Below are 23,825 nucleotides of genomic sequence, written 5' to 3'. Positions count from 1 at the left end.
TCCACCGGCCCGTCAGGCCGTCGGGTCCACGCTGCGCCGGACCGCCTGCGCGTACCGCCGCGCCGCCACCCGCTGGAGCAGCGGCACCACCGGCCCGGCCAGCCGGGTGTACCAGCGGCCCGGGCGGCTGAACGCGGTGATGGTCAGCCAGACCGCGCCGTCCGGCCCGAGGGTCAGCACGAAGGACTCCTCGCCCGCCTCCGGATGACCCGTCAGCGTGCCGTAGGCGAAGCCGATCCGGTCCGGCTCGCGGACCGCCCAGAGCACCTCGGCCGGCGCGGTCACCCTCAGCGGACCGGCGCCGATCCGGCAGACCACCCGCACCCCGGCCTCGGCCGGGGGTGTCCCGGGATCGACCCGGATGCCCGCACCCCGGTGCATCCGCCAGCCGAGCACGGTCTCCCCGGCGGCCTCCAGCACGCTGCGCCCGTGGCCGATCAGGGCCCGGTGGCGGAGGTGGTGGTACCCGGCCGGGAGCCGGTCCGGTCTGGCGACGGCACCGACCTCGGGGTGGTTGAAGCCGGAGCCCGCCACCCGGCTCCCGTCGCCGTCCGGCCCGCCCGCCGCCCGCCGTACCACCCGCCCGCAGCCGCGTACGTAGAGTGCCTGGCAGATCCCGAGCAGCGGCCCGCCGAGCCGGCACCACCAGCGGTCCGGGCGGCTGAAGGAGGTGACGGTGAGCCAGACCGCCCGGTCGGCGCGCATCTCCACCACGAAGGACTCCTCCCCGGCGGCCGGATGGCCCGTCAGGGTGCCGTAGGCGAAGCCGATCCGGTCCGGCTCGCGGACCGACCAGATGACCTCGGCCGGAGCGGAGACGGTGAGCGGGCCGAGGCCCAGGCCGAGCGAGGCCCGGACTCCGGGGTCGGCCCGTTCGGCCTCGGCCCGGACCACGGTGCCCATGCCCCGGTGCATCCGCCAGGTGGTGACGGTCTCCCCGGCGGCCTCCAGCACCTCCCGGCCGTAGCCGATCAGCGTGCGGTGGCGCAGGTGCCGGTACCCGGCGGGCAGGTGCTCCGGGTGCCGGGTGGCGCCGACCTCGGGGTAGCTGAAGCGGGCGGGGCGGTTCATCGCACGGTCTCCTTCCAGGGTGCGGGTGCGGGTGCGGGTGCGGGCCCGGCGACCAGCACGGGCCCGGCGACCGGCACGGGCCCGGGGGCTGACGAGGGCACCGGTGCGGGAGCGGCCCAGGGCTCGCGGGTCAGCCGGCGCCAGGCCAGCAGGGCGCAGAGCGCGAAGCCCAGGGCGTTGCCCAGACCGTGGGTGGCGGCCATCCAGGTCAGGGTGGGGTGGACCAGCCCGGTCGCCTCGCCGAGGGCCCACCAGAGGGCGAGCAGCATGGTGACCACCAGGACGGCGGCCGAGCAGCGCAGCAACCGTCCGGTGAGCCGGTCGGGGGCGCGGCGGCTGACGTCCTGCCAGGTGAGCAGGCCGGTCAGCCACATGCCGAGGGTCAGCACCACGGCGCCGACCAGTTCGGCCCAGTCACCGACGAAGTAGCCGCCGAGCACCAGCAGGGTGCCGAGCGGCACGCTGAGCGCGGCGGCCGAGGCCGCCCCGGGGCGGGTGGTGACGGTCCGTCCGACCAGCCCGGCCACCAAGGCGGCGGTGAAGCCGGCGAAGTGGAAGTGCGGCACGGTGAGCGCCAGGATGTCCAGGTCGAAGCCGAACAGCTCGGTGCCCGACCGCTCCGCGACCAGCGCCAGCCCGGCCACCGAGGGGGCGGCCAGCGCGGTGAGCGCGGCCAGCTCGGCGGGGGCGAGCGAGCGCCGCCGGGCCAGCCGGACGGGCGCCAGCAGCGCCAGCGCCACCGTGGCGGCGGCGTAGACGGCGGCCAGCGCGGTCGCGGTGGTGCCGCGCGGCATCCAGAGTGCGACGGCGCCGGGCAGGGCGGCGAACGGCCAGAGCCGGGCCAGCCCGGCGGCGCCCGGGCCGCCGAGCAGACCGAGGCCCAGCGGTACGACGGCCAGCATGCCGAGCATCACGATCAGATCGACCAGGACGGTCACGGCAGCTCCCCCTCTCGTTGAACACGTTCAAAGCTGCTGTGGGAGTGACTCTACGGCAGCTCTGAACGCGTTCAACACCGCCCCCCCTCGGTCGGCGGGCGCGGCGGGCGCGGCGGGGGTGGCAGGAGCGCGGCGGCGCCCGGCTCAGCGGCCGACCTGGTCCAACGGGAGGCGCGGGTCGGCCAGCTGCTCCGGATCGACGGTGCGGCCGGAGCGGACCAGGTCGCGGATCGGGTCGGTGACGTCCCAGACGTTGACGTTCATGCCGGCCAGGACCCGGCCGCCGGAGAGCCAGAAGGCGATGAACTCCCGGGAGCGGCGGTCGCCCCGGAAGACCACCCGGTCGAAGCCGCCCGGCTCCACGTGGCCGGTGTACTCCATGCCCAGGTCGTACTGGTCGGTGAAGAAGTACGGCACCCGGTCGTGCACCGCCTCCTGGCCGAGCATCGACCGCGCCGCCACCCTCGGCTGGTGCAGCGCGTTGGCCCAGTGCTCGACCCGGACCGGCCGGTCGAAGAGCGGGTGGTAGGCGTTGGCCACGTCGCCCGCCGCGAAGATCTCCGGGGCGGAGGTGGTCAGGTGCTGGTCGGTGCGGATGCCGTTGTCCACGTGCAGGCCGGCCTGCTCGGCCAGCCGGGTGTTCGGCACGATGCCGATGCCGACCACCACCGCGTCGGCCGGGACGACCTCGCCGCCCTCCAGTCGCACCCCCTCGTCGGTGACCTCGGCCACCCGCGCGCCGAACCGCAGGTCCACCCCGTGCTCCCGGTGCAGGTCGGCGAAGACCTCGGCGGCCTCCGGGCCGAGCACCCGCAGCAGCGGCAGCTCGGCTGCCTCCAGCACCGTCACCTCGGCCCCCGCCTCCCGTGCGGCGGCGGCCGTCTCCAGCCCGATCCAACCCGCGCCGATCACCACGATGCGGGCCTTCGGCCGGATCGCCGCCTTGATCCGCTCGCTGTCCCCGACGGTGCGCAGGTAGTGCACCTGCTCGCCCTCGGCGCCCGGCACGGTCAGCCGCCGGGGCGAGGAGCCGGTGGTGAGCAGCAGCCGGGTGTACGGGACGAGGCCGCCGTCGTCCAGGCTGACGGTCCGTCCGCCCGGGTCGATCGCGGTGGCCGTCACCCCGAGCCGCAGGTCCACTCCCTGGTCGGCGTACCACTCCGCCGGATGGACGTAGATCTTCTCCCGGGAGGTCTTGCCCATCAGGTAGCCCTTGGAGAGCGGCGGCCGTTCGTACGGCCGCTCCGCCTCGCTGCCGATCAGCGTGACCGGCCCGTCGTAGCCCTCCGCCCGCAACGTCTCGACCGCCTTCGCCCCGGCCAGACTCGCACCCACCACGACGTAGCCCATCCGCATGACCCGCTCCTCTCCTCGGCTGCGCCCACCCCGCCATCACACCCCGGAGGACTGCCCGCCGCGCGCCGAACCACACCCGTCGCGCACGGCGCCGCCGCCCCGCTCGTCCTAGGCTGTGGAGCGCCACGACCGGAAGGAAGGGATCCGCATGAGCGGGCAGACCACCACCGTGCGCTGCGTCCCGGCCGCCCCGTGCCGGGTCGGCCTGATGGCGCGTGACCTGACGGCGGCCCAGGAGTTCTACGGGACGCTGCTCGGCTGGGCGTTCGAGGACGGGCGGCACGACCTGGGCCCCTACCTCCGGGCGGTGGTCGACGGCGTCGAGGTGGCCTGGCTCGGCAGCGCCGAGGGGGAGTGGCGGCCCCCGGTCGCCTGGACCACCTTCTTCGGCACCGAGAGCGCCGACGAGACCGCCTCTCGGATCCGCGAACGCGGCGGCACCGTCGCCGTCGGCCCGCTCCCCTTCGACGCCGGTCGGATGGTGCTCGCCGCCGACCTGGCCGGTGCCTCCTTCGGTCTCTGGGAGGGCGGCCTCGGCAGCTCCGAGGGCTTCAGTGCCCCCGGCGCACCGGTCTGGGTGGAGCTGCGCACCGGCGACCCCTTCCAGGAGGCGCTGTTCTACGGCGAGGTGTTCCGCTGGGACGAGCGCGACCCGGCCCGGTTGGAGGTCCGCTACGAGCACGAGCGGGTGGTGCTGCGCGCGGACGGCCACACCGTCGCGGCCCTGCGCCGGGGTGATCCGGCCGGCGCCCACTGGGAGGTCTACTTCGCGGTGCGCGGCACCGACGAGGCCACCGCCCGCGCCACCGCGCTCGGCGGTGCCGTGGTCGAGCCGCCCGCCGACACCCCGTACGGCCGGACCGCCCGGCTGCGGGACCCGGAGGGCGGGCTGTTCTCGGTGATCACCCCGGCCCCGGTGGGGTGAGCCGCCGTGTCCCGAGCGTTCGCCCTTCTCGGGCGGGAGGTCGGTGACCCCGGCGGACCTTCCGTCAACTCCCTTGCAGGGCTTCGGAGACGGCGAGCGCGAAGCCCTCGGGGTTGTCGAACATGACGTTGTGACCGCAGCCCGGGACGGCCCGGACGGCGGTGCCCGCGGCGGTCAGTCCGGCGGCATCGTCCGGGGTGCCGTCGGCCTCGGGATGCAGGTAGGTGCGGGGCACGGTGAGGGCGGCGAGCTGGTCGCGCAGCGGCGGGGTGGTGCCCCGGGCCCGGTGGACGGCGGTGCGGTACAGGGCCTCACGGCCGGCCAGCCGCATGGTGGCCCACCAGAGCGGGCCGACCCGCTCGGCGGTCCGCTCCCAGCCCACGGTGAGGAACTCCTCCTCGGTGTACTCGGTGATGCCGCTGGACCCCGGAGCCGGGCCGGACGGAGCCGGGTCGAGGACCGCGTCCACCAGGACCAGCCGGGAGACCAGCCGCGGGTGACGGGCCGCCAGCAGGACGGCGACCGCACCGCCCAGGCTGTGCGCGACCACCTCGGCGCCGCTCACCCCGGCGGCGGTGAGCGCCTCCGCCACGGCGTCGGCGTGCGACTCCAGGGTGTACGGGAAGTCGGCGGGCCGGTCGCTGATGCCGAATCCCAGCAGGTCGAGCAGCAGCGACCGACGGCCCGTCAGCAGGGGGTGCGCGGCGGCTGCGGCGAAGTAGACGGGCGAACTGGAACCCTGGCCGTGCAGGTAGAGCCGGGCCGGTTCGGCGCCGGGCAGTTCGATCCAGCGGATCAGGTCACCGTTCGGGGTCACGGGGGCGTGGCGCATCGCGGGCTCTCCTCGCGGGTGGCGGGTCGTGGGTGCGGATACGGCGAGGACCATACCTCGATGCCGAGGTACCACGGTAGCGATATAGCTGTGCCGTGGCATGGCAGCATGGGCGCATGCTGAAGCTCGCCATCCTCGGGTTCCTCCGCGACCGGCCGCTGCACGGTTACGAACTGCGCCGCCACCTGGCCGCGCTGACCGGGCACGTCCGGCCGATCAGCGACGGCACCCTCTACCCGGCGATCAAGCGCCTGGAGGCGGACGGCCTGCTGCGCCGCGAGACCGAGCCCGGGGTGGCGGCGGCGCCGCGCCACACCCTGCACCTCACCCCGGCCGGGCAGCGTGCCCTGGGCGAACTGCTGCGCGAGCCGGATGAGTTGGACATCAGCGACGAGAACCGCTGGTTCACCGTGCTGGCCTTCCTGCGCCATCTGGAGAGCCCGGCCGAGCAGGCGGCAGTGCTCCGCCGGCGGCTCGCCTTCCTCGGCGAGCCGGCCAGCTTCTTCTACGACGGCGCCCGCCCACTCCGGGCGGAGGAACTGACGGATCCGTTCCGGGCCGGCATCCTGCGGATCGCCCGCGCCACCTCCGAAGCCGAACTCGCCTGGTTGGAGGCGACCTTGGCGGACCTGGAGGCGGTGGGCGGGAGCACCACCTAGGGTTCGTCCGGCCCGCACCCCCGCCGTGCCGGACGCCTTCAGGGCCCGACTCCTCGGCCGGCGCGGGCAGTTGCCGCCGAGGAGTCCACCCGGTCTGCCCGTCAGCGGGCGGGCGGGGTTCTCCGGCGACGCCCGCCCGTGCGGCGGAGCCGTGCCGGCGTTACGGCCGACCCCGCCGAGGCGGTCACTGCCGGACGTCGAGCGCGGTCCCGTAGAGCCGGGTCACGTGCAGGCGGATGACCACCCGGCGCTCGGCGACCAGCTCGGCCAGGAAGGCTTCCTCCTCCTCCGGGCCGGGACGGGCGGCCTCCGGCACCAGGGCGAGCAGTTCGCGGCCGACCGCGTCACCCGGCACGGTGGTGGCCTCGGAGACCTCGGCCTCGCCCTCGGCCACCGCGAAGGACCAGACGTCGCCGTCCGGTACGTGCACGGCGGCCCGGGGGTCGCGCCGCAGGTGGGCGACCTTGGCCCGGTCGGCCGTGCTGGAGAACCGGGCGATCCGGGCCCGTGGGTCCCATCCGTAGACCATGGTGGTCAGGTGCGGGTGCCCACTGCGCTTCACGGTGGAGAGGGTGCCGAACTGCCGGCGGGAGAGCAGCTCGGAGAGCGCGTCGTCGGACAGCGGGCGGGGTTTCGGCTTCTCGGTCATGCCGTGGCCAACCGAGCTGACGGACCGGCAATTTCCGGTCCGGGCAGCGAAGTCGGACGCGGCGGTCAGGCGTCCGCGCGGCGCGAGTCGGCCGGGCGGAACAGGCGGTGCATGGCCTCGGGCAGCTGGTCGGCGCTGGTGACCGGGCGGTGGAACTCGAAGCGGGCGTCCAGGATCCGCTCGCCGTCGATCATCCGCACCCGCAGGCCGAAGCGGTCCAGCGCGACCGGCCGGACCTCCAGCCCGTGCGGGTGGTCCTGCCAGCCGGCCGGTCCCGTCGGCTGGTCCAGGGCGAGGCTGCCGAGGCGGGCGAGGTGGTCGGGGTGGGCGGCGGCCAGGTGCTGGAGCATGGCGGCCTCGTCCGCGGCCAGTGGGTCCGGCGCGGCCGGGCCGAGGTCGGTGAGCGGCACGCAGCACTCGGAGCCCCAGAGGTCCTCGACCGAGAGGTGGTCGGGGGTGAGGCGGAGCAGCGCGTACCCGACGCCGGTGGGGCGCTGCGGGAAGAGCCCGTCCAGCACCTCGGGCGCCGCGGCGGTGAGCACGTCCAGCTGCCCGTGCACGGTGGCCCGGCCCCGGATCCGGTGCGGCATGGCGACCGGTGCCACGTCCACCGCTTCCAGGACGGCGGCCAGGCCCTCGGTGCGGGAGCCCCGGGAGACCGAGACGATCCGGCAGAGCGGGGTGTCCTGCTCGACCAGGACGGCCAGTGAGCCGTCGGCCAGCACCGCACAGCGGGCCAGCGGGGGGATGCCGGGCCGGTGGGCCAGGTCCATCCCGGGCACGTCGACGACCACCGAGGAGGCGAACTCCAGCAGGGTGCGGGCCCGTTCGGCCGGGGTCGGCGCGAGGCTGTCGGGGCCGTGACTGGGCTGGGCAGGGCTGGCGGGCATCCGTCCTCCTGGGTAGGTAAGGTGAGCCTAACCTAAGTCATGGATGGGCGGAAGGATCGCGTCCGAGGGGATGTCAGATCGCCGACGCGGCGGCGGGGGACCGCCCGGATGGTGGTTCGAGTGGTGGGTGATGACCGCACGTCCTCCGCATCGCTTCACGGGGGCGGATGACGACGGGGCCGACGACTGCGCGGCACTCGCCCGGCTCCTGCCGACGGCCGGGTCCGGGGTGGGCAAGGGCGCCGAGCGGCGGGACGGGGTCGCCGCGCATCGCCTCGCGGGCGTGCTGAGCACCGGACGGGTCGGCACCGTCGACCAGGAGACCTGCCGGACCCCGCGTGTCATGGGCGGCGGGCGGATGACCTGCGCCCCGTGCGCCGGTGCCGGGGTCGGGTCGTCCGCTTCGAGCAGGGCTTCACCGTCGCCCCTCGGCGAAGCAGGGGCGGAACGTCGCGGTTCCGCAGGACGTCGGGGCCGACGTGCCGGTCCGTGTGCCGACGTGACCGCGGCGGCGGGCCCCGTCCGCCGTCCGCCGGGCGGGTGCTGACGGGAGGCCGGCCGACGGATCGTCAGACCGTCGCGCCGAGCATCCGCAGGACCAGGACGCCGTAGCGGCGGCCCAGCTCCTCCGGGCTCTCGCTGCTCCGCTCGCTGTACCAGCGCGAGACGTCGATGCCGAGCGAGGTCACCGCGCGGGCGGCGGTCCGGACGTCCGGGACCTGGAAGGAGCCCTCCGCCACCCCGGCCTCGATGATCCGCCGCACCGTCTCCTCAATCCGCCGCCGCAGCTCGGCGACCACCGCGAACTCGTCCTCCGGCAGCGCGTGCAGCTCGTGGTTGACGATCCGTCCGACCGTGTGGCCCCGGGCGTGCCAGCGGGTGAAGTCCTCGACCAGCTGCCGCATCTGCTCCACCGGCCCGGCGCCCTCGGCGGCTGCGCGTTCCACCAGGTCCAGGGTGGCCTGGTGGCCGGTGCGGCTGATCTCGGAGAGCAGGGCCGACTTGGACGGGTAGTGGATGTAGAGCGCGGCCGGGCTCATCCCGGCGGCGGTGGCGATGTCCCGGGTGGTGGTGGCGTGGTAGCCGCGCCGGGCGAAGGACTCGACCGCCGCGAGCAGCAGCCGGCGGGCGGCCTCGGTCCGCTCGCCCGGGGCGCCGGTGGGCCAGAGTTCGGCGGTCGCGTGGTCGTTCATGGTCGTCATCCTCGCAGACGGGTGCGGTCCGCCCCGGGGTCGGAGTGGTTGACAGTGTGACCGGTCGCCAACATGCTAAGCAAGCGCTTAGTCACGTGCCCGCGCCCTTGTCATCTGGAGCACTGGAGAGGAATCGGCCATGGCGTCGTCGTTCAAGGACCGGGTGGCCGTGGTCACCGGAGCCAGTCGGGGCATCGGCCTCGGCATCGCCCGCGAGCTGGTCGAGCGCGGGGCCAGGGTCTGCCTCACTGCCCGCAATCCCGAGCCGCTGGCCGAGGCGGTCCGCGAGCTGGGCGGCCCCGACCACGCGATCGCGGTCGCGGGCAAGGCCGACGACCCGGACCACCAGGCGGAGACGGTGGCGCGGACCGTCGAGCAGTTCGGCCGTCTCGACCACCTGGTCAACAACACCGGCATCAACCCGGTCTTCGGCTCCCTGCTGGACGTCGACCAGGCCGCCGCCGCCAAGATCCTCGGGGTCAACGTGCTCGCCCCGCTGGCCTGGACCCGGCTGGCCCGGGACGCCTGGATGGGCGAGCACGGCGGCTCGATCGTCAACGTCGCCTCGATCGCCGGCATCCGGGCCTCGCTCGGCATCGGGATGTACGGCGTCTCCAAGGCCGCCCTGATCCGGCTCACCACCGAACTGGCCGCCGAGCTCGGCCCGTCGATCCGGGTGAACGCCGTCGCCCCCGCGGTGGTCAAGACCCGCTTCGCCGAGGCGCTCTACGAGGGCCGCGAGGAGGAGGTGGCCGCCGCCTACCCGCTGAAGCGGCTCGGTGTGCCGCAGGACGTGGCCGGCGCGGTCGCCTTCCTGCTCTCCGAGGACGCCGGCTGGGTCACCGGGCAGACCCTGGTGGTGGACGGCGGCATCACCCTCGGCGGCGGCCTGTGACCCGCCGGCTCGGCGTGGTGGTCACCGGTGCCGGGCACGGCATCGGGGCCGCGCTGGCCGAGGCGTTCGCGGCGGCGGGCGGTGCCCGGGTGGTGGTCAACGACCTTGACGCACAGGCTGCTTCGGCGGTCGCGGAGCGGATCGGCGGGGTCGCCGTGGTGGGCGACGCGGCCCGTCCCGAGGAGCTGATCGCGGCTGCCCGCAAGGAGCTCGGCCACATCGACGTCTACTGCGCCAACGCGGGCGTCGCCCCGGCCGGTGGCGCCGACGCCGGCCCGGCGGCCTGGGAGAGCGCCTGGCAGGTCAACGTGCTGGCGCACGTCCGGGCCGCTGAACTCCTGCTCCCCGACTGGCTGGAGCGCGGCGCCGGCCGCTTCGTCGCCACCGTCTCGGCGGCCGGGCTGCTCACCAGCCTCGGCTCGGCCCCGTACGCCGTCAGCAAGCACGGAGCCCTGGCCTTCGCCGAGTGGCTGTCCGCGACCTACCGGCACCGGGGCGTGCGGGTGCACGCGGTCTGCCCGCAGGGGGTGCGGACCAGGATGCTGGCGGAGACCGGGCGGGCCGGTGAACTGCTGCTGGCCGAGGGCGCGTTGGAGCCGGAGGCGGTGGCGGCCGAGGTGATGCGGGGGATCGCCGAGGAGCGCTTCCTGATCCTGCCGCACCCCGAGGTGGCCCGCTACTACGCGGCCCGGGCCGGTGACCCGGACCGCTGGCTGAGCACGATGAACCGGATGCAGCAGCGGCTGGAGGAGGACACGTGAGCACGATGCGGGCGTGGCAGGTCGACGGGCTCGGCGAGCCCGCTGCGGTGATGCGGCTCGCCGAGGTGGAGCAACCGGAGCCCGGCGAGGGACAGTTGCTCGTCCGGACGCGGGCGGCGGTGGTCAACTTCCCGGACGCGCTGATGGTCCGGGGCCACTACCAGGTGCGCCCGCCGCTGCCGTTCACCCCGGGCGTGGAGCTGTGCGGCGAGGTGGTCGGCGGTGAGCGGGCCGGTGAGCGGGTGATCGGCACCCCGCTGCTGCCCGCCGGGGCGTTCGCCGAGTACGCCCTGATGGACGCCCGGGGCGCGTTCGCCGCCCCGCCGGCCCTGGACGACGCCGAGGCCGCCGGGCTGCACATCGCCTACCAGACCGCGTGGTTCGCGCTGCACCGCCGGGCCGCGCTGCGGGCCGGGGAGACGCTGCTGGTGCACGCCGCCGCCGGGGGTGTCGGCAGCGCCGCCGTCCAGCTCGGCAAGGCGGCCGGGGCGACCGTCATCGCGGTGGTCGGTGGGCCGGAGAAGGCAGTGGTGGCACGGAAGTTGGGCGCCGACCTGGTGATCGACCGCCAGGCGGAGGACTTCGTCGGGGCGGTCAAGGAGGCGACCGGCGGCCGGGGCGCGGACGTGGTCTTCGACCCGGTCGGCGGTGACGCCTACACCGGCTCCACCCGCTGCATCGCCTTCGAGGGCCGGATCGTGGTGGTCGGCTTCGCGAGCGGCACCATCCCGAGCGCCGCCCTCAACCACGCACTGGTGAAGAACTACTCGGTGCTCGGCCTGCACTGGGGCCTCTACGCGACCAAGGACCCCGCGGCCGTGCACGCGGCCCACACCGAACTCACCGAGCTGGCCGCCAAGTCCGTGGTCCGCCCGCTGATCAGCGAACGCCTCCCGCTGGCCGGGGCCGCCGACGCCGTCCAGCGGGTGGCCGACGGCACCACCACCGGCCGGATCGCGATCCTGCCGTAGACGCCGTAGACGCCGTAGACGCCCTGCACACCGACGACGCTGTGGACACCGACGACCGAGCGGCTACTGATCGGTGAACCACTCCCCGCCCCCGGCCCAGTGGGCCGCCCAGCCCGCGAAGCCGGGGGCGCCGGGGAGCGGGTGGTCGGCCGTGGCGTCACCGAACGGCAGGGCGCCGCTCTCGGTGACCAGCCAGACGTGGCCGCGCTGCGGGCCGGTGACGACCAGGTGCCAGTACATGCCGCAGCCGTCGGTGCCGAGCAGCAGCGAGCCGTGGTTGAAGACGGGCCCCACCCGGGCCTCGTACGCCTCCTCGGACGCCACCTCCTCGTCGTCCTCCCAGATCCACGTCGTGGTGAGCGGGAAGGGCTCGGCGAGCAGCCGCTCCGGGCGGCCCGCACCCCAGTCCGACGGGGTCTGCGTGAGCGGCAGCAGGCCGTAGTGCGGCGGCCCGTCCGGCAGGCCGTCGCAGACCTCGGCCACGAAGGTGCGGTACGGCTCCGGGAGCACGATGCCCTGCTCCGCCTCGAAGACCCGGACCGCTGCCCAGCCGATCGGCGGGACCGCGCCCGGGCGGTCGGCGAAGAGCTCGCGCAGCGCGGTCAGGTCGGCGGGGTCGTGGGTCTCTGTGTCCATGCGGGGCATCATGCCGCAGCCGGGTGACACCGGGCGATCCTCCGGGGCGTGCCGGAAGGGCGCCGAGGCTTCACCGCCGCGTCGGCTGCTGCTCGCCCGCCGGCCGCACCGGGCCGTCAGGGTGGCGGCCCATGACCAACCGTCAGGCCGTGCGGGCCGCTTCCCTCGTGCTGGGCTCCCTCCTCGCCGTCTCCGTCCCGTTCCCCGCCGGGGCCGCCTCGCGGCTCCCCGAGGTGCACCCGAAGGCGGAGACCGCTCCGCTGTACGACGACGAGGCCGGTGGGAACGCCAACGCCGACGACCCGGCGATCTGGCGCAACGACGCCGACCCGGGGCGCAGCCTGGTGATCGCCACCGCGAAGGAGGGCGGGCTGCGGGTCTACGACCTGGAGGCCCGCCAGGTGCAGGCGCTGGCCGCCCCGGCCGGTCCGGGCTCCGAGGACGCGCCCGGCCGGTTCAACAACGTGGACCTGCTCAAGGGCGTCCGGCTCGGCGGCGCCAAGGCCGACCTCGCGGTGGTCACCGACCGGGGCAACGACCGGCTGCGGGTCTACCGGATCGACCCGAGCCGGCCCGGCGGTCCGCTCACCGACGTGACCGACCCCGGGGTGCGCCCGGTGTTCTCGGCCGACCAGGCGGAGATCAACGACCAGGCCACCGCCTACGGCCTGGCCACCTGGACCGACCGGCGCACCGGCCGCAGCTACGCCCTGGCCAGCCAGCGCCACCGCACCCGGATCGCCCTGCTGGAGCTGACCGCCACCCCGGCCGGCACCGTGACCTACCGTCAGGTCCGCACCGTCGACCTGCCGTCCGCCTTCCGGCTGCCGAACGGCGCCACCTGGTCCCCGTGCGCCGAGCCGGGCGAGCTCCCGCAGGTCGAGGGCATGGTGGTGGACCCGGAGAACGGCACCCTCTACGCGGGCCAGGAGGACGTCGGCATCTGGCGCATCCCGGCCGACCTCACCGGCACTCCGAAGCTGCTGGACAAGGTCCGCGAGTACGGCGTGCCGGCCACGTACGACGAGGAGACCGAGGAGTGCACCCCGGGCGCCGACCCGGGCTACGGCGGCAAGCACCTGACCGCCGACGTGGAGGGCCTGACCATCCTCGACCAGGGCCACGGCGAGGGCTACCTGCTGGCCTCCAGCCAGGGCGACGACACCTTCGTCGCCTACGACCGCGAGCGCTCCGAGGGCAACGGGTACGAGGGCGGCTTCCGGATCACCGGTGCCTCCGCCACCCTGGACGGCTCCGAGGTCTGCGACGGCGCGGCGGTGCTGAACGCCCCGCTCGGCCGCCGCTACCCGAAGGGCCTGATGGTCGTCCAGGACGGCCGGGAGACCCCGGGTGACGGCGACCGGGAGGCCACCGGCTTCAAGTACGTCGACCTGCGCGACGTGCTGCACGCGATCGACTGACACCCGGCTCCGGGACCCTCCTCGACCGCAGCCGTGGGGGTGGGCGTCCTCCGACGACGCCCACCCCACAGGGGCCTACGGTGCGGCCAGGTCGACCAGCTCTGCCAGCGTGCTCCGATGGAACCCCGGGGTGCCGAGGGCGAGTTGGTCGGCCTTCGCCCGCTTGAGGTAGAGGTGGGCCGGGTGCTCCCAGGTCATCCCGATGCCGCCGTGCAGCTGCACGCACTCCTCGGCGGCCCGGACCGCCAGCGTCCCGCAGTGCGCCTGGGCGACGGCCACCGCCACCGGTGCGTCCGGGCTGCCGGCGGCCAGCGCGTCGGCCGCGTACCGGGCGGCGGCCCGGCCGCCGACCACCTCCAGCCAGAGGTCGGCCAGCCGGTGCTTGAGCGCCTGGAAGGAGCCGACCGGGCGGCCGAACTGGTGACGCTCCTTCAGGTAGGCCACCGTCGTGGCCAGGCACCACTCGGCGATGCCCAGCTGCTCGGAGGCCAGCAGCCCGGCACCGGTCAGCAGCGCCTGCCGGAGCGGCTCCTGACCGTCCGCCACCTTGCGGGCCGCCGCGCCGTCCAGCTCCACGTCGGCCAGCGGCCGGGTCAGGTCGAGCGAGGTCCGGGGACGTACGGCGGCCTCGCCGCGCTCGACCGCCCAGAGCGCGCCGCCCGCCGGGACCAGCAGGACGTCGGCGGTCCGGGCGTCCGCCACCGAGGTGATCCGGCCGGACAGCCGGGCCCCGGCCGCGAGCTCCGGCAGCGGTGCGGCGGGCGCGGTGGAGAACGGCACGGCCAGTGCCACCGTCCGCTCCCCGGCGGCCAGCTGCGGCAGCAGCTCGCGCTCCCCGGCGGCCAGCAGCGCCGTCGCCGCCAGCACCGAGCTGCCGAAGTACGGCGCCGGAGCCACCGAGCGGCCCAACTCCTCCAGTACCACCGCCACTTCGCGCAGTGAGGCACCGGCCCCGCCCAGCTCCTCCGGCACCTGGAGCCCGGCCACCCCGAGCCCGCCGGCCAGCCCGCGCCAGAGCTGCGGATCGTACGGCTCGGGGCCCTCGCAGCGCTCCAGCACCGCCGAGGGCGGGCAGTGGTCGGTCAGGAAGTCCCGGACGGTGGAGCGGAGTTCCTCCTCCAGCTCCGAGTACAGCAGGTCGCTCACCGGCGCAGCTCCTTCCACGGCAGGTCCTTGTCGGTGCGCGGCTCGGCCGGCAGGCCGAGCACCCGCTCGGCGATCACGTTGCGCAGGATCTCGGAGGAGCCGCCCTCGATCGAGTTCCCCTTGGCGCGCAGGTAGCGGTATCCGGCGTCGCGGCCGGTGAAGTCGACCACCTCGGGGCGCGTCATCGTCCAGTCCTGGTAGCCGAGGCCCTCCTCGCCGCGCAACTCCACGTCCAGGCCGCTGAGTTCCTGGGCCAGCCGGGCGAAGGCCAGCTTCATCGCCGCCCCCTCCGGGCCGGGCTGGCCGACCGCCAGCTGCTGGCGCAGCCGCTCACCGGTCAGCCGCAGCACCTCGGCGTCCACCCAGCCCTTCAGCAGCCGCTGGTGCAGCTCGTGGGTGCGCAGCTCGGGCCGCTCGCGCCAGGCCTCGGCGAGCACCCCGATCATGCCGCCCTCGCGTGGCGTGGCCTGGCCGCCGATCGCCACCCGCTCGTTGTTGAGCGTGGTCTGCGCGATCCGCCAGCCCTCGCCGACCGCGCCGATCCGGTGCGCGTCGGGGATGCGCACGCCGGTCAGGAAGACCTCGTTGAACTCGGCCTCCCCGGTGATCTGGCGCAGCGGCCGGACCTCCACCCCGGGGTCGGTCATGTCGCAGACGAAGTAGCTGATGCCCTGGTGCTTGGGCAGGCCGGGGTCGGTGCGGGCGAGCAGGATGGCCCAGCGCGCGGCGTGCGCGATCGAGGTCCACACCTTCTGGCCGTCCACCACCCAGTCGTCGCCGTCGCGGACCGCCCGGGTGGCGAGCGCGGCGAGGTCGGAGCCGGCGCCGGGCTCGCTGAACAGCTGGCACCAGACCTCCTCCCCGGTCCACAGCGGCCGGAGGAAGCGGCGGCGCTGCTCGTCGGTGCCGTGCCGCAGGATGGTCGGGGCGGCCATCCCGAGCCCGATGCCGATCCGCCGGGGGTCGTTGTCCGGCGCTCCGGCGGCGGCCAACTCCTCGTCCACCACGGTTTGTTCGGAGCGGGCCGCGCCGAGGCCGCCGAGGCCGGGCGGGAAGTGCACCCAGGCCAGCCCGGCGTCGAAGCGGGCCCGCAGGAAGTCGGCCGGGTCGGTGCCGGCCGGGTCGTGCGCGGCCAGGAAGGCCCTGGTCAGCGCTCGGAGGTCGGTGGTCCCTGCCATCCGGTCAGCCCTCCTGGTGGCGGCGCAGCTCGCGGCGGGCCAGCGACCGCCGGTGCACCTCGTCCGGGCCGTCGGCCAGCCGCAGGGTCCGGTTCCCCGCCCAGAGTTGGGCCAGCGGGGTGTCCTGGCTGACCCCGGCCGCGCCGTGCGCCTGGACGGCCTTGTCGAGCACCCACTCGGTCATCGCCGGCACCGCGATCTTGATCGCCTGGATCTCGGTGTGCGCGCCCCGGTTCCCGACCGTGTCCATCAGCCAGGCGGTCTTCAGGACCAGCAGCCGGGCCTGCTCGATCCGCACCCGGGACTCGGCGATCCACTCCTGGACCACGCCCTGCGCGGCCAGCGGCTTGCCGAAGGCGACCCGCTCGGTCACCCGACGGCACATCAGCTCCAGCGCCCGTTCGGCGATCCCGACCGCCCGCATGCAGTGGTGGATCCGTCCCGGCCCGAGCCGGGCCTGCGCGATGGCGAAGCCGGCCCCCTCCTCGCCGATCAGGTTCGCCGCCGGGACGCGGACGTCCTCGAAGGTGATCTCGGCGTGCCCGCCGTGGTCCTCGTCCCGGTAGCCGAAGACCGTCATGCCCCGGCGGACGGTCACCCCGGGGGTGTCCCGGGGCACCAGGATCATGCTCTGCTGGCGGTGCGGGTCGGCCCCCGGGGCGGTCTTGCCCATCACGATGAAGACCTTGCAGTCCGGGTTCATCGCCCCGGTGATGTACCACTTGCGGCCGTTGACCACGTACTGGTCCCCGCTGCGCTCGATCCGGGTGGTGATGTTGGTGGCGTCCGAGGAGGCCACCTCGGGCTCGGTCATCGCGAAGGCGGAGCGGATCTCGGCGTTCAGCAGCGGCTCCAGCCACTGCTTGCGCTGGGCCTCGTCGCCGAACTGGGCGAGCAGCTCCATGTTCCCGGTGTCCGGTGCGGCGCAGTTGAGCGCTGCGGGGGCCAGCAGGATCGAACGGCCCGTCAGCTCGGCCAGCGGGGCGTACTGGAGGTTGGTCAGCCCGGCGCCGTGCTCCCCGGGCAGGAAGAGGTTCCACAGCCCGCGCGCCCGCGCCTCGCCCTGGAGCTCGCGGATCACCGCCGGTACGGTCCACTCCGGCCGTGCCGGGTCGGCGAGTTGGGCGGCCAGCACCGGCTCGGCCGGGTACACCGCCTCGGCCAGGAAGGCGGTCAGCCGCTCGCGCAGCTCCTCGGTGCGGTCGTCGTAGGAGAAGTCCACGGTCAGCGCTCCTTGAGTGCGGTGAGGCCGAACTGCACGAACAGCGGCACGAGTTCGCCGACCCGGTCGAAGCCGGCGCCGACCGTGCGGCCCTGCGAGTGTCGGAAGTGGATGCCCTCCAGCACGACGGCGAGCTTGAACGAGGCGAAGCCCACGTACCAGCCCAGCGTCGAGACGTCCCGGCCCGAGCCGGCCGCGTACCGGGCGACCAGCTCGGCGGCGGTGGGGAAGCCGGGGGCGATCGAGGCGCCGGGCAGGATGCCGTCCCACTGGCGGGCCAACTCGGTGTACATCACCAGCAGCCCGAGGTCGGTGAGCGGATCGCCGAGGGTGGACATCTCCCAGTCCAGCACGGCGGTGATCCGGTCGTCCGGGCCGACCAGCACGTTGTCCAGCCGGTAGTCGCCGTGCACCAGGGCGGGGGCGGGGGAGACGGGCAGGGTCTCGGCCAGTCCGCCGCGCAGCTCGGCGACGCCCGGCACCTCGCGGCTCCGGGACGCCTCCAACTGTCGCTCCCAGCGCCGGAGCTGACGCTCCAGGAAGCCGTCCGGCCGCCCGAAGTCCGCCAGGCCCACGGCCGCCGGATCCACCGCGTGCAGCGCCACCAGGGTGTCGGCCAGGTGCAGCCCGAGGGCGTGCACCCGGCCCTCCCCGAAGGCGGCCAGCACGGCGGCGTCCCGGTGCGGCACCCCGGCCACGTGCTCCATCAGGTACCAGGGCGCCCCCAGCACCTCCGGGTCCTCGACCAGCAGCAGCGTCCCGGGCACCGGCACGGCGGTCGGCGCCAGTGCCGTCATCACCCGGTACTCCCGGCCCATGTCGTGGGCCGTCGCCAGCACGTGCCCGAGCGGTGGCCGTCGCAGCACCCAGGTCGAACTGCCGTCCCCCACCCGGTAGGTGAGGTTCGACCGACCCCCCTCGATCAGCTCGGCCCGCAGCGGCCCGCGCACCAGCCCGGGGCGCTCGGCGTCGAGGTGGGCCCGCAGCCGGGCGAGGTCGAGACCGGGCGGATCGGGGAAGTCATCGCTCATGGGGCAGTCCTCACGGGTGGGTGACTAAGCGCTTGCTTAGCATTGCCCCGAGGTCTGCCGCTGTCAACGCCCCGCGTGTCGGCTACCGCCCGGCCGGCAGCGTGCCGCGTTCGACGGCCTCGCGCAGGACGGCGGCGAACTCCGGGGGGAGCAGGTTGACGGCGTCGAGTGCGGCGGTGGTCAGCGGGATCTCCTCCAGGAGGTACTCGCCCCGGCCCTCCTCGCCGAACTCGGGGCCGGTGCGGGCGGCGAGGTCCCACCGCTCGATGTCGGCCAGGTAGAAGGTCTCGTGGTCGGTCTCGGTCCGGTGGGTGTGCAGCACCCGGACGATCCGGGCCTCGCCGCCGACCTCCTCGCGGACCTCCCGCCGCAGCGCGGCCTCCGGGTCGGTGTCGGTCGGCTCGATCTTGCCCCCGACCACCACCCAGTACACGGGCCGGTCGGGGCGCACCCGCTTCATCAGCAGCAGGGTGTCGTTCGGGGTGACCAGGACGGCGCGGACGCGCTTCGGCACGGTGAACTCCGGTTCGGGGTCAGGGTCGGGTGCGGTCGGGCCGGCGGTGCTTGCCCGGCCTCATCATCCCCGGCCTGCCGGGTGGCCCCGGCCGCCCGGCACGACCCCGCCGTGCGGCGGACGGGCGGACGGCCGCCCCGGGAGGGTGTCCCGGGGCGGCCGTCCGTGCGGGGGCGGCTGCTATCCGCCGTTGACCTTGGTGGCGATCCGGTCGCCGAGGGCCTTGTCGACGTTGCGCCAGTAGTCCAGGGCGCGGGCCAGCACGGGGGCGGAGACGCCGTTCAGCAGGTGGCCGCTGACGTTGGAGACCAGGCGGTCCCGGGCGGCGTCGTCGAGCACCTGGCGGACCAGGGTGCCGGCCTGGCCCCAGTCGTCGTCCTCGCGGTGCAGCGGGTAGGCCTCGCGGACCATCCGGCCGGCCACGTCCCAGCCCAGCGGGGAGCCCCAGAGCTCGGGCTGGGCGGCGGGCCCGCCGTAGGAGTTCGGGGCGTAGGGCACCTCGGCCCGGGACGCCTCGAAGCGCATCGGCCCGTCCTTGGCGTAGGAGTGCACCGGGACGTGCGGCCGGTTCGGCGGCAGCTGGGCGTAGTTGGGGCCGATCCGGTACCGGTGGGCGTCGGCGTAGGAGAAGATCCGGCCGAGCAGCATCTTGTCCGGCGAGACGCCGATGCCGGGCACCAGGTTGGACGGCTCGAAGCCGGCCTGCTCGATGTGGACGTGGTAGTTGTCGGGGTTCCGGTTGAGGGTCATCCGGCCGACCTCGATCAGCGGGTAGTCGGCGTGCGGCCAGACCTTGGTGAGGTCGAAGGGGTTGAACCGGTAGTCCCAGGCGTCGTCGAACGGCATCACCTGGACCGAGAGCGTCCAGGTCGGGTGGTCGCCCGCCTTCACCGAGTCGTACAGGTCGCGCAGGTGGGCGTCCGGGTCCTGCCCGGCCAGCTGGTCCGCGTCCGCCTGGGTGAGGAACTCGATGCCCTGGTCGGTCTTGAAGTGGTACTTCACCCAGAACCGCTCGCCGCCCGCGTTGACCCACTGGTAGGTGTGCGAGCCGAAGCCGTCCATGTGGCGCCAGTTCTTCGGGATGCCCCGGTCGCCCATCAGCCAGGTGACCTGGTGGGCGGACTCCGGGGAGAGCGTCCAGAAGTCCCACTGCATGTCGTTGTCGCGCAGGTGGGTGTCGGGACGGCGCTTCTGCGAGCGGATGAAGTCCTGGAACTTGATCGGGTCCCGGACGAAGAAGACCGGCGTGTTGTTGCCGACCAGGTCGTAGTTGCCCTGCTCGGTGTAGAACTTCACCGCGAAGCCGCGCGGGTCGCGCCAGCTGTCCGGGGTGCCGAGTTCGCCGGCCACCGTGGAGAAGCGGATCAGTAGCTCGGTCTTCTTGCCGGGCTGGAACAGATCGGCCTTGGTGAACTGGCTGACGTCGTTGGTGACCTGGAAGAATCCGTACGCCCCGCCGCCCTTGGCGTGCACCACCCGCTCCGGCACCCGTTCGCGGTTGAACTGGGCCATCTTCTCGATCAGGTAGTGGTCGTGCAGCAGGATCGGGCCGACCGGCCCGGCGGTCAGCGAATCCGAGTCGCTCTCGACCGGGACACCGGCGTTGTTGGTGGTGTACGGGACGTGTGCTTCGGACATGGGGTGGGGCCTCCTAGCGGTACGCGCGTACCTCTCGGCCGGCGGTCGGCCCGCGACGGCCGATACCCACTCGAACACCGACCGCGCCGTCCCACAACCGCAGGGCTACGCCTCGGGTGACCACACCTCGCGTCCGCCGCCCAGCCACTCCACCAACTCGGGGTCGTCCAGGTCCGGGTCCTCGACCCCGGCGCGGCGGATGAACTCGGCCACGTCGGCCTCGCTCTCGGCCCGGCCCACCGGGCGCCCGTAGATCTCCACCCGCCGGTAGTGGCGGGCTCCCTTGGCGGGGGCCCGGACCACGACCGGCGGGTGGAAGATGTCACGGCTCATGCTTCCAGTGTCGCGCGGTCAGTCCCGGACCAGCAGGACGACACCGGCCGTGACCAGCGCGAGGGCCAGCGCGGCGAGGCCGTAGACCAGCCGGTGGCGGTTCAGGACGGGCACGAAGGAGTCCGCCGAGTAGCGGCCGGGGCCGGTCAGGGTGAGGGCGGTGAAGGCCGCGATCAGCATGATCACGTACTCCGGGCCGTCGGGGGAGAAGAACGAGCCCGTCCAGGTGACGGCGAGCGCGTTGAGCATGGTGCCGACCACGGCGGCGCCGGCCAGCGGGGTGAGCAGGCCCAGGGCCACGCCGAGGCCGCCGAAGGTCTCGGTCAGGGCGGCCACCACGGCCATCGCGTCCGGGGCGGGGTACCCGACGGAGGCGAAGAACTGCGAGGTGGCGTCGAGGCCGCTGCCGCCGAACCAGCCGAACAGCTTCTGCAGGCCGTGGCCGGCCATGGTCAGGCCGAGGACCAGGCGCAGCACCAGCAGGCCGAGGTCGTAGGCGGGGAGCGGGGCGGTACGCGGAGGCGTGGGGGAGGTGGTCGTCATGAGCGGCGGATCTCCGGTCTCGGGCGGCCAGGACGGGGGACGGGCAGGGAGGTGCGGTTCGAATTTGAACCACTCGGGTGACCGTACCTGACATTTCCAATTTGAACAACGAGCCCGGACTTGCCTGATGCTCTGTCAAGTCCCGTCGTCCTCACGGAAGACCTGGTGTGCCGCCTTGTCGTCCCGCAGTCCCAGGAAGCGCGGATGGCGCAGCCGGCCCTCCCTGGTCCAGCCGGCGAAGGCGCACTGGGCGACCAGGACCGGCGCCACCCAGTGCGGCGCGCGCTCCGGCACCGGATCGGCGAACGGGGTGTCCGGCCGGGCCAGTGCGTCCAGCCGGGTGCGCAGGGCGAGCAGCACGGCGGTGGAGAAGCCGGTGCCGACCTTGCCCGCGTAGCGCAGCCGGTCGCCCTCGTAGTGGCCGAGCAGGAGGGCACCGAAGCCGGCCCGGGAGCCGCCCGGGTCGGTGAAGCCGCCGATCACCAACTCCTGGGCGGTGACGCACTTGAGCTTCAGCCAGTCGGAGGAGCGCCGCTGCTGGTAGCCGCCGTCCGCACGCTTGGCGATCAGGCCCTCCCAGCCCTTCGCGCAGGCCTCCGCCAGCGGGGCGGGGCCGCCGGCCTGCCGGTGCTCGGTGTAGCGGAGCGGGTCCTCGTAGCGGAGGGCTTGGCGCAGGACCTGCTTGCGTTCGCTGAGGGGGACGCGGGTGGTGTCGTACTCCTCCAGTTGGAGGAGGTCGAAGACGTAGTAGGTGACCGGTACGCCGCTGGCCAGGGCGCGCTGCGGGTCGCGCAGCTGCATCCGGTGCTGGAGCAGTTCGAAGCTGGTGACGCCCCGGTCGAGGGCGACGATCTCGCCGTCCAGGACAAAGCGCTGCACTGGCTGGGCGGTCAGGGCTGCCGTCAACTCGGGGAATCCCTGCGTCAGTTGCTTGCCCGTGCGGGATTCGATGCGGACGGTCGGGCCGTCCCGGTAGGCGAGCGCGCGGATGCCGTCGAGCTTGCGCTCCAGCAGCCAGCCGGGGCCGAACTCACGGCGCTCGCTGGAGACGGCCAGCATCGGCGAGAAGTGGAGCAGCGTCACCCTTCCAGGGTGCACGGCCCCTGCGGGGCGGCGAGGTGGGACGCGGGGGCTCCGACGGCGCGACGGCCGGGGCGGTGCTGCCGCTGCGGGGTTCGGTGCGCGGTCGAGGTGGTCGGGGTGGTCGGGGTGGCGCTGTCCGTGGCGGGGTCCGGGCGTGCTGGGTGCCCGGACCCCGCCGGGGGTGGCGTGCGGGTCAGGCCAGGCGTCCGCCGCCGTCGACGTGGAGGACGGTGCCGGTGACGTACGGGTTGGTGATCGCGTACAGCACCGCCTGGACCAGGTCGGCGGGGGTGCCGACCCGGCGGGCCGGGTTCTTCGCGGCCACGCCCGCCAGGAAGGCGGCCTTGCGGTCGGCCAGGCCGTCCCAGGCGCCGGAGTCGACGATGCCCGGGGAGACTGCGTTGACCCGGACGGGTGCCAGCTCGACCGCGAGGGCCTCGGTGAGGAAGGCCAGGGCGCCGTTGCTGGTGGCCATCACCACCCGCTCGGGGGCGGGGCGCCAGGCGGCCACGCCGGAGAAGAAGGTGAACGAGCCGCCGGGCCCGAGCTGCCCCGCCAGGTGCTTGGCGAGCAGCAGCGGGCCGAACACCTTCGCCGAGAACGCCCGCTGCACGTCCGCCAGTCGGAGGTCCTTCAGCGGTCCGTTCGCGGGCATCGCGGCGGTCGAGACCAGGTGGTCGAAGCGGCCGACCCGCTCGGCCAGGGCGGCGATCGAGGCCTCGTCGGCCAGGTCGACCGGCTGGATCAGGGTCGGGCCGGGCAGTCCGGCGGCGGTCTCGGCGAGGCGGGCCGGGTCCGGCCCGGCCAGCACCAGCTCGGCTCCGGCGGCCGAGGCCGTCCGGGCCAGCTCGCGGCCGATGCCCGAGCCCGCGCCGACCACGATCAGGCGGCGGCCGTCCAGGGCGTCCGGGGTGTCCTTGCTCATCGGGGTGGCTCCTCAGGGGGAAGTGGATCTCTCGCTCCGAGCCTCCGTCGGCACCGCACCATCTGTCCAAGACATGGTTCCTCCCACTGCCATAGACTCCGTGCATGGCTACGCTCCGTCAGTACGAGTACCTGGTCACCGTGGTGGAGACCGGCTCCTTCACCCGGGCGGCCGAGCTGCTGCACGTCTCCCAACCCGCGCTCTCGCACCAGGTCCGGGCGCTGGAGCGGGAGTGCGGCGGGCCGCTGCTGGAGCGGCTGCCCCGCGCGGTGCGGCTGACCCCGATGGGCCGGGAGGTAGAGCCGCACGCGCGGGCCGCGCTGGCCGGGGCGGAGCGGGCCCGGGCCGCCGCCCGGCGGGCCGCCGGACTGGACGGCGGGGAGCTCCAGCTCGCGGTGGTGCACTCGATCGCGCTCGGCGTGCTGCCGCCGGTGCTGCAAGCCTGGCGGGCCCGGCACCCGCAGGTGCGGCTGCGGCTGCGCGAGTACCCGCACACCGAGGCGCTGACCGCGGCCATGACGGAGGGTCGGGCGGATCTGGCGATCGGGCCGCTGCCCGGTGAATGGGCCGGTCCGGTGCGGGAGTTGGGGCAGGAGGAGTTCGTCGTGGTGCTGGCCGCCGACGATCCGGTGGAGGCGCCCGGCGGCCGGATCGCGCTGGCCGCGCTGGCCGCTCGGGAGTGGGTGCACTACGTCCCCGGCAACGGGCTCGCCGAGGTGCTGGAGGCAGCCTGCGCGGCGGCCGGATTCCGCCCGGAGGCGGCGGTGCGCACCGAGCAGACCGCCGCCGCCCCGCTGCTCGCCGCCGCCGGCCTCGGTCCGGCGCTGGTGCCGGGGAACGTGCTGCCGCCCGGCTTCGCGGGCCGGGTGCTGCGCCCCGATCCGCCGGTCCGCCGCACCGTGGCGGGCTACGTCCGCCCCGGGCCGGACCGGATCGTCACGGCCTTCCTCGACGTGCTGGCCGCGCACGCCCGGGTGGGCGACGCTGGAGGGGCGGGGGACGGCACCGTGTGAGG

The 23,825-nt window shown here is 74.6% G+C and carries 25 protein-coding genes; 7 read left to right on the top strand and 18 right to left on the bottom strand.

Features of this window, described 5'->3' with window-relative positions; translation table 11 throughout:
• Positions 1-12: 12 nt before the first annotated feature.
• From ACIRBX_RS18005 to ACIRBX_RS17995, 3 genes are all read right to left on the bottom strand, one after another.
• On the bottom strand, positions 13-1,071 hold the full coding sequence (locus ACIRBX_RS18005; RefSeq protein WP_402297753.1) for a DUF1990 family protein: 1,059 nt from the start codon (positions 1,069-1,071) through the stop codon (positions 13-15).
• Positions 1,068-2,009, bottom strand: coding sequence for a YndJ family protein (locus ACIRBX_RS18000; protein WP_402297751.1), 942 nt, complete (start codon positions 2,007-2,009; stop codon positions 1,068-1,070). The genes ACIRBX_RS18005 and ACIRBX_RS18000 overlap by 4 nt, the downstream gene beginning before the upstream one ends.
• A gap of 144 nt (positions 2,010-2,153) precedes the next feature.
• A complete protein-coding gene (locus ACIRBX_RS17995) occupies positions 2,154-3,365 on the bottom strand; it encodes an NAD(P)/FAD-dependent oxidoreductase (protein ID WP_402297749.1) in 1,212 nt (403 codons plus the stop codon).
• 148 nt (positions 3,366-3,513) lie between these two features.
• Here ACIRBX_RS17995 and ACIRBX_RS17990 point away from each other — a divergent pair, with 148 nt between their 5' ends.
• On the top strand, positions 3,514-4,290 hold the full coding sequence (locus ACIRBX_RS17990) for a VOC family protein (RefSeq protein ID WP_402297746.1): 777 nt from the start codon (positions 3,514-3,516) through the stop codon (positions 4,288-4,290).
• 64 nt (positions 4,291-4,354) lie between these two features.
• On the opposite strand, the gene ACIRBX_RS17985 is transcribed toward ACIRBX_RS17990, so the two are convergent.
• Complete coding sequence (locus ACIRBX_RS17985; RefSeq protein WP_402297745.1) at positions 4,355-5,122, bottom strand: alpha/beta fold hydrolase; 768 nt, start codon at positions 5,120-5,122, stop codon at positions 4,355-4,357.
• Between the two features lie 116 nt (positions 5,123-5,238).
• Between ACIRBX_RS17985 and ACIRBX_RS17980 the strand changes: the two genes are divergently transcribed.
• Entirely contained in the window at positions 5,239-5,781 is a 543-nt protein-coding gene (locus tag ACIRBX_RS17980) for a PadR family transcriptional regulator (protein ID WP_402297743.1), read from the top strand.
• A 184-nt stretch (positions 5,782-5,965) separates the two neighbouring features.
• Here the strand turns inward: ACIRBX_RS17980 and ACIRBX_RS17975 are convergent, their stop codons facing one another.
• The 3 genes from ACIRBX_RS17975 to ACIRBX_RS17965 all read right to left on the bottom strand — a co-directional run bounded on the left by ACIRBX_RS17975 (position 5,966) and on the right by ACIRBX_RS17965 (position 8,513).
• Entirely contained in the window at positions 5,966-6,430 is a 465-nt protein-coding gene (locus ACIRBX_RS17975) for a PPOX class F420-dependent oxidoreductase (RefSeq protein ID WP_402297742.1), read from the bottom strand.
• Between the two features lie 65 nt (positions 6,431-6,495).
• Complete coding sequence (locus ACIRBX_RS17970) at positions 6,496-7,320, bottom strand: DUF2470 domain-containing protein (protein ID WP_402297740.1); 825 nt, start codon at positions 7,318-7,320, stop codon at positions 6,496-6,498.
• 569 nt (positions 7,321-7,889) lie between these two features.
• Positions 7,890-8,513 carry a TetR/AcrR family transcriptional regulator gene (locus ACIRBX_RS17965; RefSeq protein ID WP_402297739.1) on the bottom strand — a complete coding sequence of 208 codons (624 nt, stop codon included), beginning with the start codon at positions 8,511-8,513 and terminating at the stop codon, positions 7,890-7,892.
• Positions 8,514-8,652: 139 nt separating this feature from the next.
• Here ACIRBX_RS17965 and ACIRBX_RS17960 point away from each other — a divergent pair, with 139 nt between their 5' ends.
• Genes ACIRBX_RS17960 through ACIRBX_RS17950 form a run of 3 tightly spaced genes read left to right on the top strand, consistent with a single transcriptional unit; the run spans position 8,653 to position 11,140 of the window.
• On the top strand, positions 8,653-9,408 hold the full coding sequence (locus ACIRBX_RS17960; RefSeq protein ID WP_402297738.1) for an SDR family oxidoreductase: 756 nt from the start codon (positions 8,653-8,655) through the stop codon (positions 9,406-9,408).
• On the top strand, positions 9,405-10,169 hold the full coding sequence (locus ACIRBX_RS17955) for an SDR family oxidoreductase (RefSeq protein WP_402297736.1): 765 nt from the start codon (positions 9,405-9,407) through the stop codon (positions 10,167-10,169). The genes ACIRBX_RS17960 and ACIRBX_RS17955 overlap by 4 nt, the downstream gene beginning before the upstream one ends.
• A 5-nt stretch (positions 10,170-10,174) precedes the next feature.
• The gene (locus ACIRBX_RS17950) at positions 10,175-11,140 is read left to right on the top strand and encodes an NADPH:quinone oxidoreductase family protein (RefSeq protein ID WP_402298418.1); all 966 of its coding nucleotides are present in this window, start codon (positions 10,175-10,177) and stop codon (positions 11,138-11,140) included.
• A 63-nt stretch (positions 11,141-11,203) separates the two neighbouring features.
• On the opposite strand, the gene ACIRBX_RS17945 is transcribed toward ACIRBX_RS17950, so the two are convergent.
• Positions 11,204-11,788, bottom strand: coding sequence for an SMI1/KNR4 family protein (locus ACIRBX_RS17945; RefSeq protein WP_402297735.1), 585 nt, complete (start codon positions 11,786-11,788; stop codon positions 11,204-11,206).
• A gap of 119 nt (positions 11,789-11,907) precedes the next feature.
• Between ACIRBX_RS17945 and ACIRBX_RS17940 the strand changes: the two genes are divergently transcribed.
• Entirely contained in the window at positions 11,908-13,197 is a 1,290-nt protein-coding gene (locus ACIRBX_RS17940) for a phytase (protein ID WP_402297733.1), read from the top strand.
• 75 nt (positions 13,198-13,272) lie between these two features.
• On the opposite strand, the gene ACIRBX_RS17935 is transcribed toward ACIRBX_RS17940, so the two are convergent.
• From ACIRBX_RS17935 to ACIRBX_RS17890, 10 genes are all read right to left on the bottom strand, one after another.
• Positions 13,273-14,343 (bottom strand): acyl-CoA dehydrogenase family protein, encoded by a 1,071-nt coding sequence (locus ACIRBX_RS17935; protein WP_402297731.1) that lies wholly within the window; start codon positions 14,341-14,343, stop codon positions 13,273-13,275.
• On the bottom strand, positions 14,340-15,521 hold the full coding sequence (locus ACIRBX_RS17930; RefSeq protein WP_402297729.1) for an acyl-CoA dehydrogenase family protein: 1,182 nt from the start codon (positions 15,519-15,521) through the stop codon (positions 14,340-14,342). Before ACIRBX_RS17930 ends, ACIRBX_RS17935 begins: the two co-directional genes overlap by 4 nt.
• A 4-nt stretch (positions 15,522-15,525) precedes the next feature.
• The gene (locus ACIRBX_RS17925; protein ID WP_402297728.1) at positions 15,526-16,743 is read right to left on the bottom strand and encodes an acyl-CoA dehydrogenase family protein; all 1,218 of its coding nucleotides are present in this window, start codon (positions 16,741-16,743) and stop codon (positions 15,526-15,528) included.
• A 2-nt stretch (positions 16,744-16,745) separates the two neighbouring features.
• Positions 16,746-17,774, bottom strand: coding sequence for a phosphotransferase family protein (locus ACIRBX_RS17920; RefSeq protein WP_402297726.1), 1,029 nt, complete (start codon positions 17,772-17,774; stop codon positions 16,746-16,748).
• A gap of 82 nt (positions 17,775-17,856) precedes the next feature.
• Positions 17,857-18,288, bottom strand: a complete 432-nt coding sequence (locus ACIRBX_RS17915) for an NUDIX domain-containing protein (protein ID WP_402297725.1) — start codon at positions 18,286-18,288, stop codon at positions 17,857-17,859.
• A 180-nt stretch (positions 18,289-18,468) separates the two neighbouring features.
• On the bottom strand, positions 18,469-19,926 hold the full coding sequence (locus tag ACIRBX_RS17910) for a catalase (RefSeq protein WP_402297724.1): 1,458 nt from the start codon (positions 19,924-19,926) through the stop codon (positions 18,469-18,471).
• Between the two features lie 105 nt (positions 19,927-20,031).
• Positions 20,032-20,259: a hypothetical protein gene (locus ACIRBX_RS17905; protein ID WP_402297723.1), complete on the bottom strand. Its 228-nt coding sequence runs from the start codon at positions 20,257-20,259 to the stop codon at positions 20,032-20,034.
• 18 nt (positions 20,260-20,277) lie between these two features.
• Positions 20,278-20,802, bottom strand: coding sequence for a DoxX family protein (locus ACIRBX_RS17900; protein WP_402297722.1), 525 nt, complete (start codon positions 20,800-20,802; stop codon positions 20,278-20,280).
• A 135-nt stretch (positions 20,803-20,937) separates the two neighbouring features.
• Positions 20,938-21,885 carry a non-homologous end-joining DNA ligase gene (gene ligD, locus ACIRBX_RS17895; RefSeq protein WP_402297721.1) on the bottom strand — a complete coding sequence of 316 codons (948 nt, stop codon included), beginning with the start codon at positions 21,883-21,885 and terminating at the stop codon, positions 20,938-20,940.
• A gap of 193 nt (positions 21,886-22,078) precedes the next feature.
• The gene (locus ACIRBX_RS17890; protein ID WP_402297719.1) at positions 22,079-22,810 is read right to left on the bottom strand and encodes an SDR family oxidoreductase; all 732 of its coding nucleotides are present in this window, start codon (positions 22,808-22,810) and stop codon (positions 22,079-22,081) included.
• Between the two features lie 104 nt (positions 22,811-22,914).
• Between ACIRBX_RS17890 and ACIRBX_RS17885 the strand changes: the two genes are divergently transcribed.
• The gene (locus ACIRBX_RS17885) at positions 22,915-23,823 is read left to right on the top strand and encodes a LysR substrate-binding domain-containing protein (RefSeq protein WP_402297717.1); all 909 of its coding nucleotides are present in this window, start codon (positions 22,915-22,917) and stop codon (positions 23,821-23,823) included.
• Positions 23,824-23,825 lie beyond the last annotated feature (2 nt).

The organism is Kitasatospora sp. NPDC096147 (assembly GCF_044763225.1).
Lineage (GTDB): Bacteria > Actinomycetota > Actinomycetes > Streptomycetales > Streptomycetaceae > Kitasatospora.
Note: the sequence above shows the minus strand (reverse complement) of the source record. Positions and strands in the feature narration are given on the sequence as shown.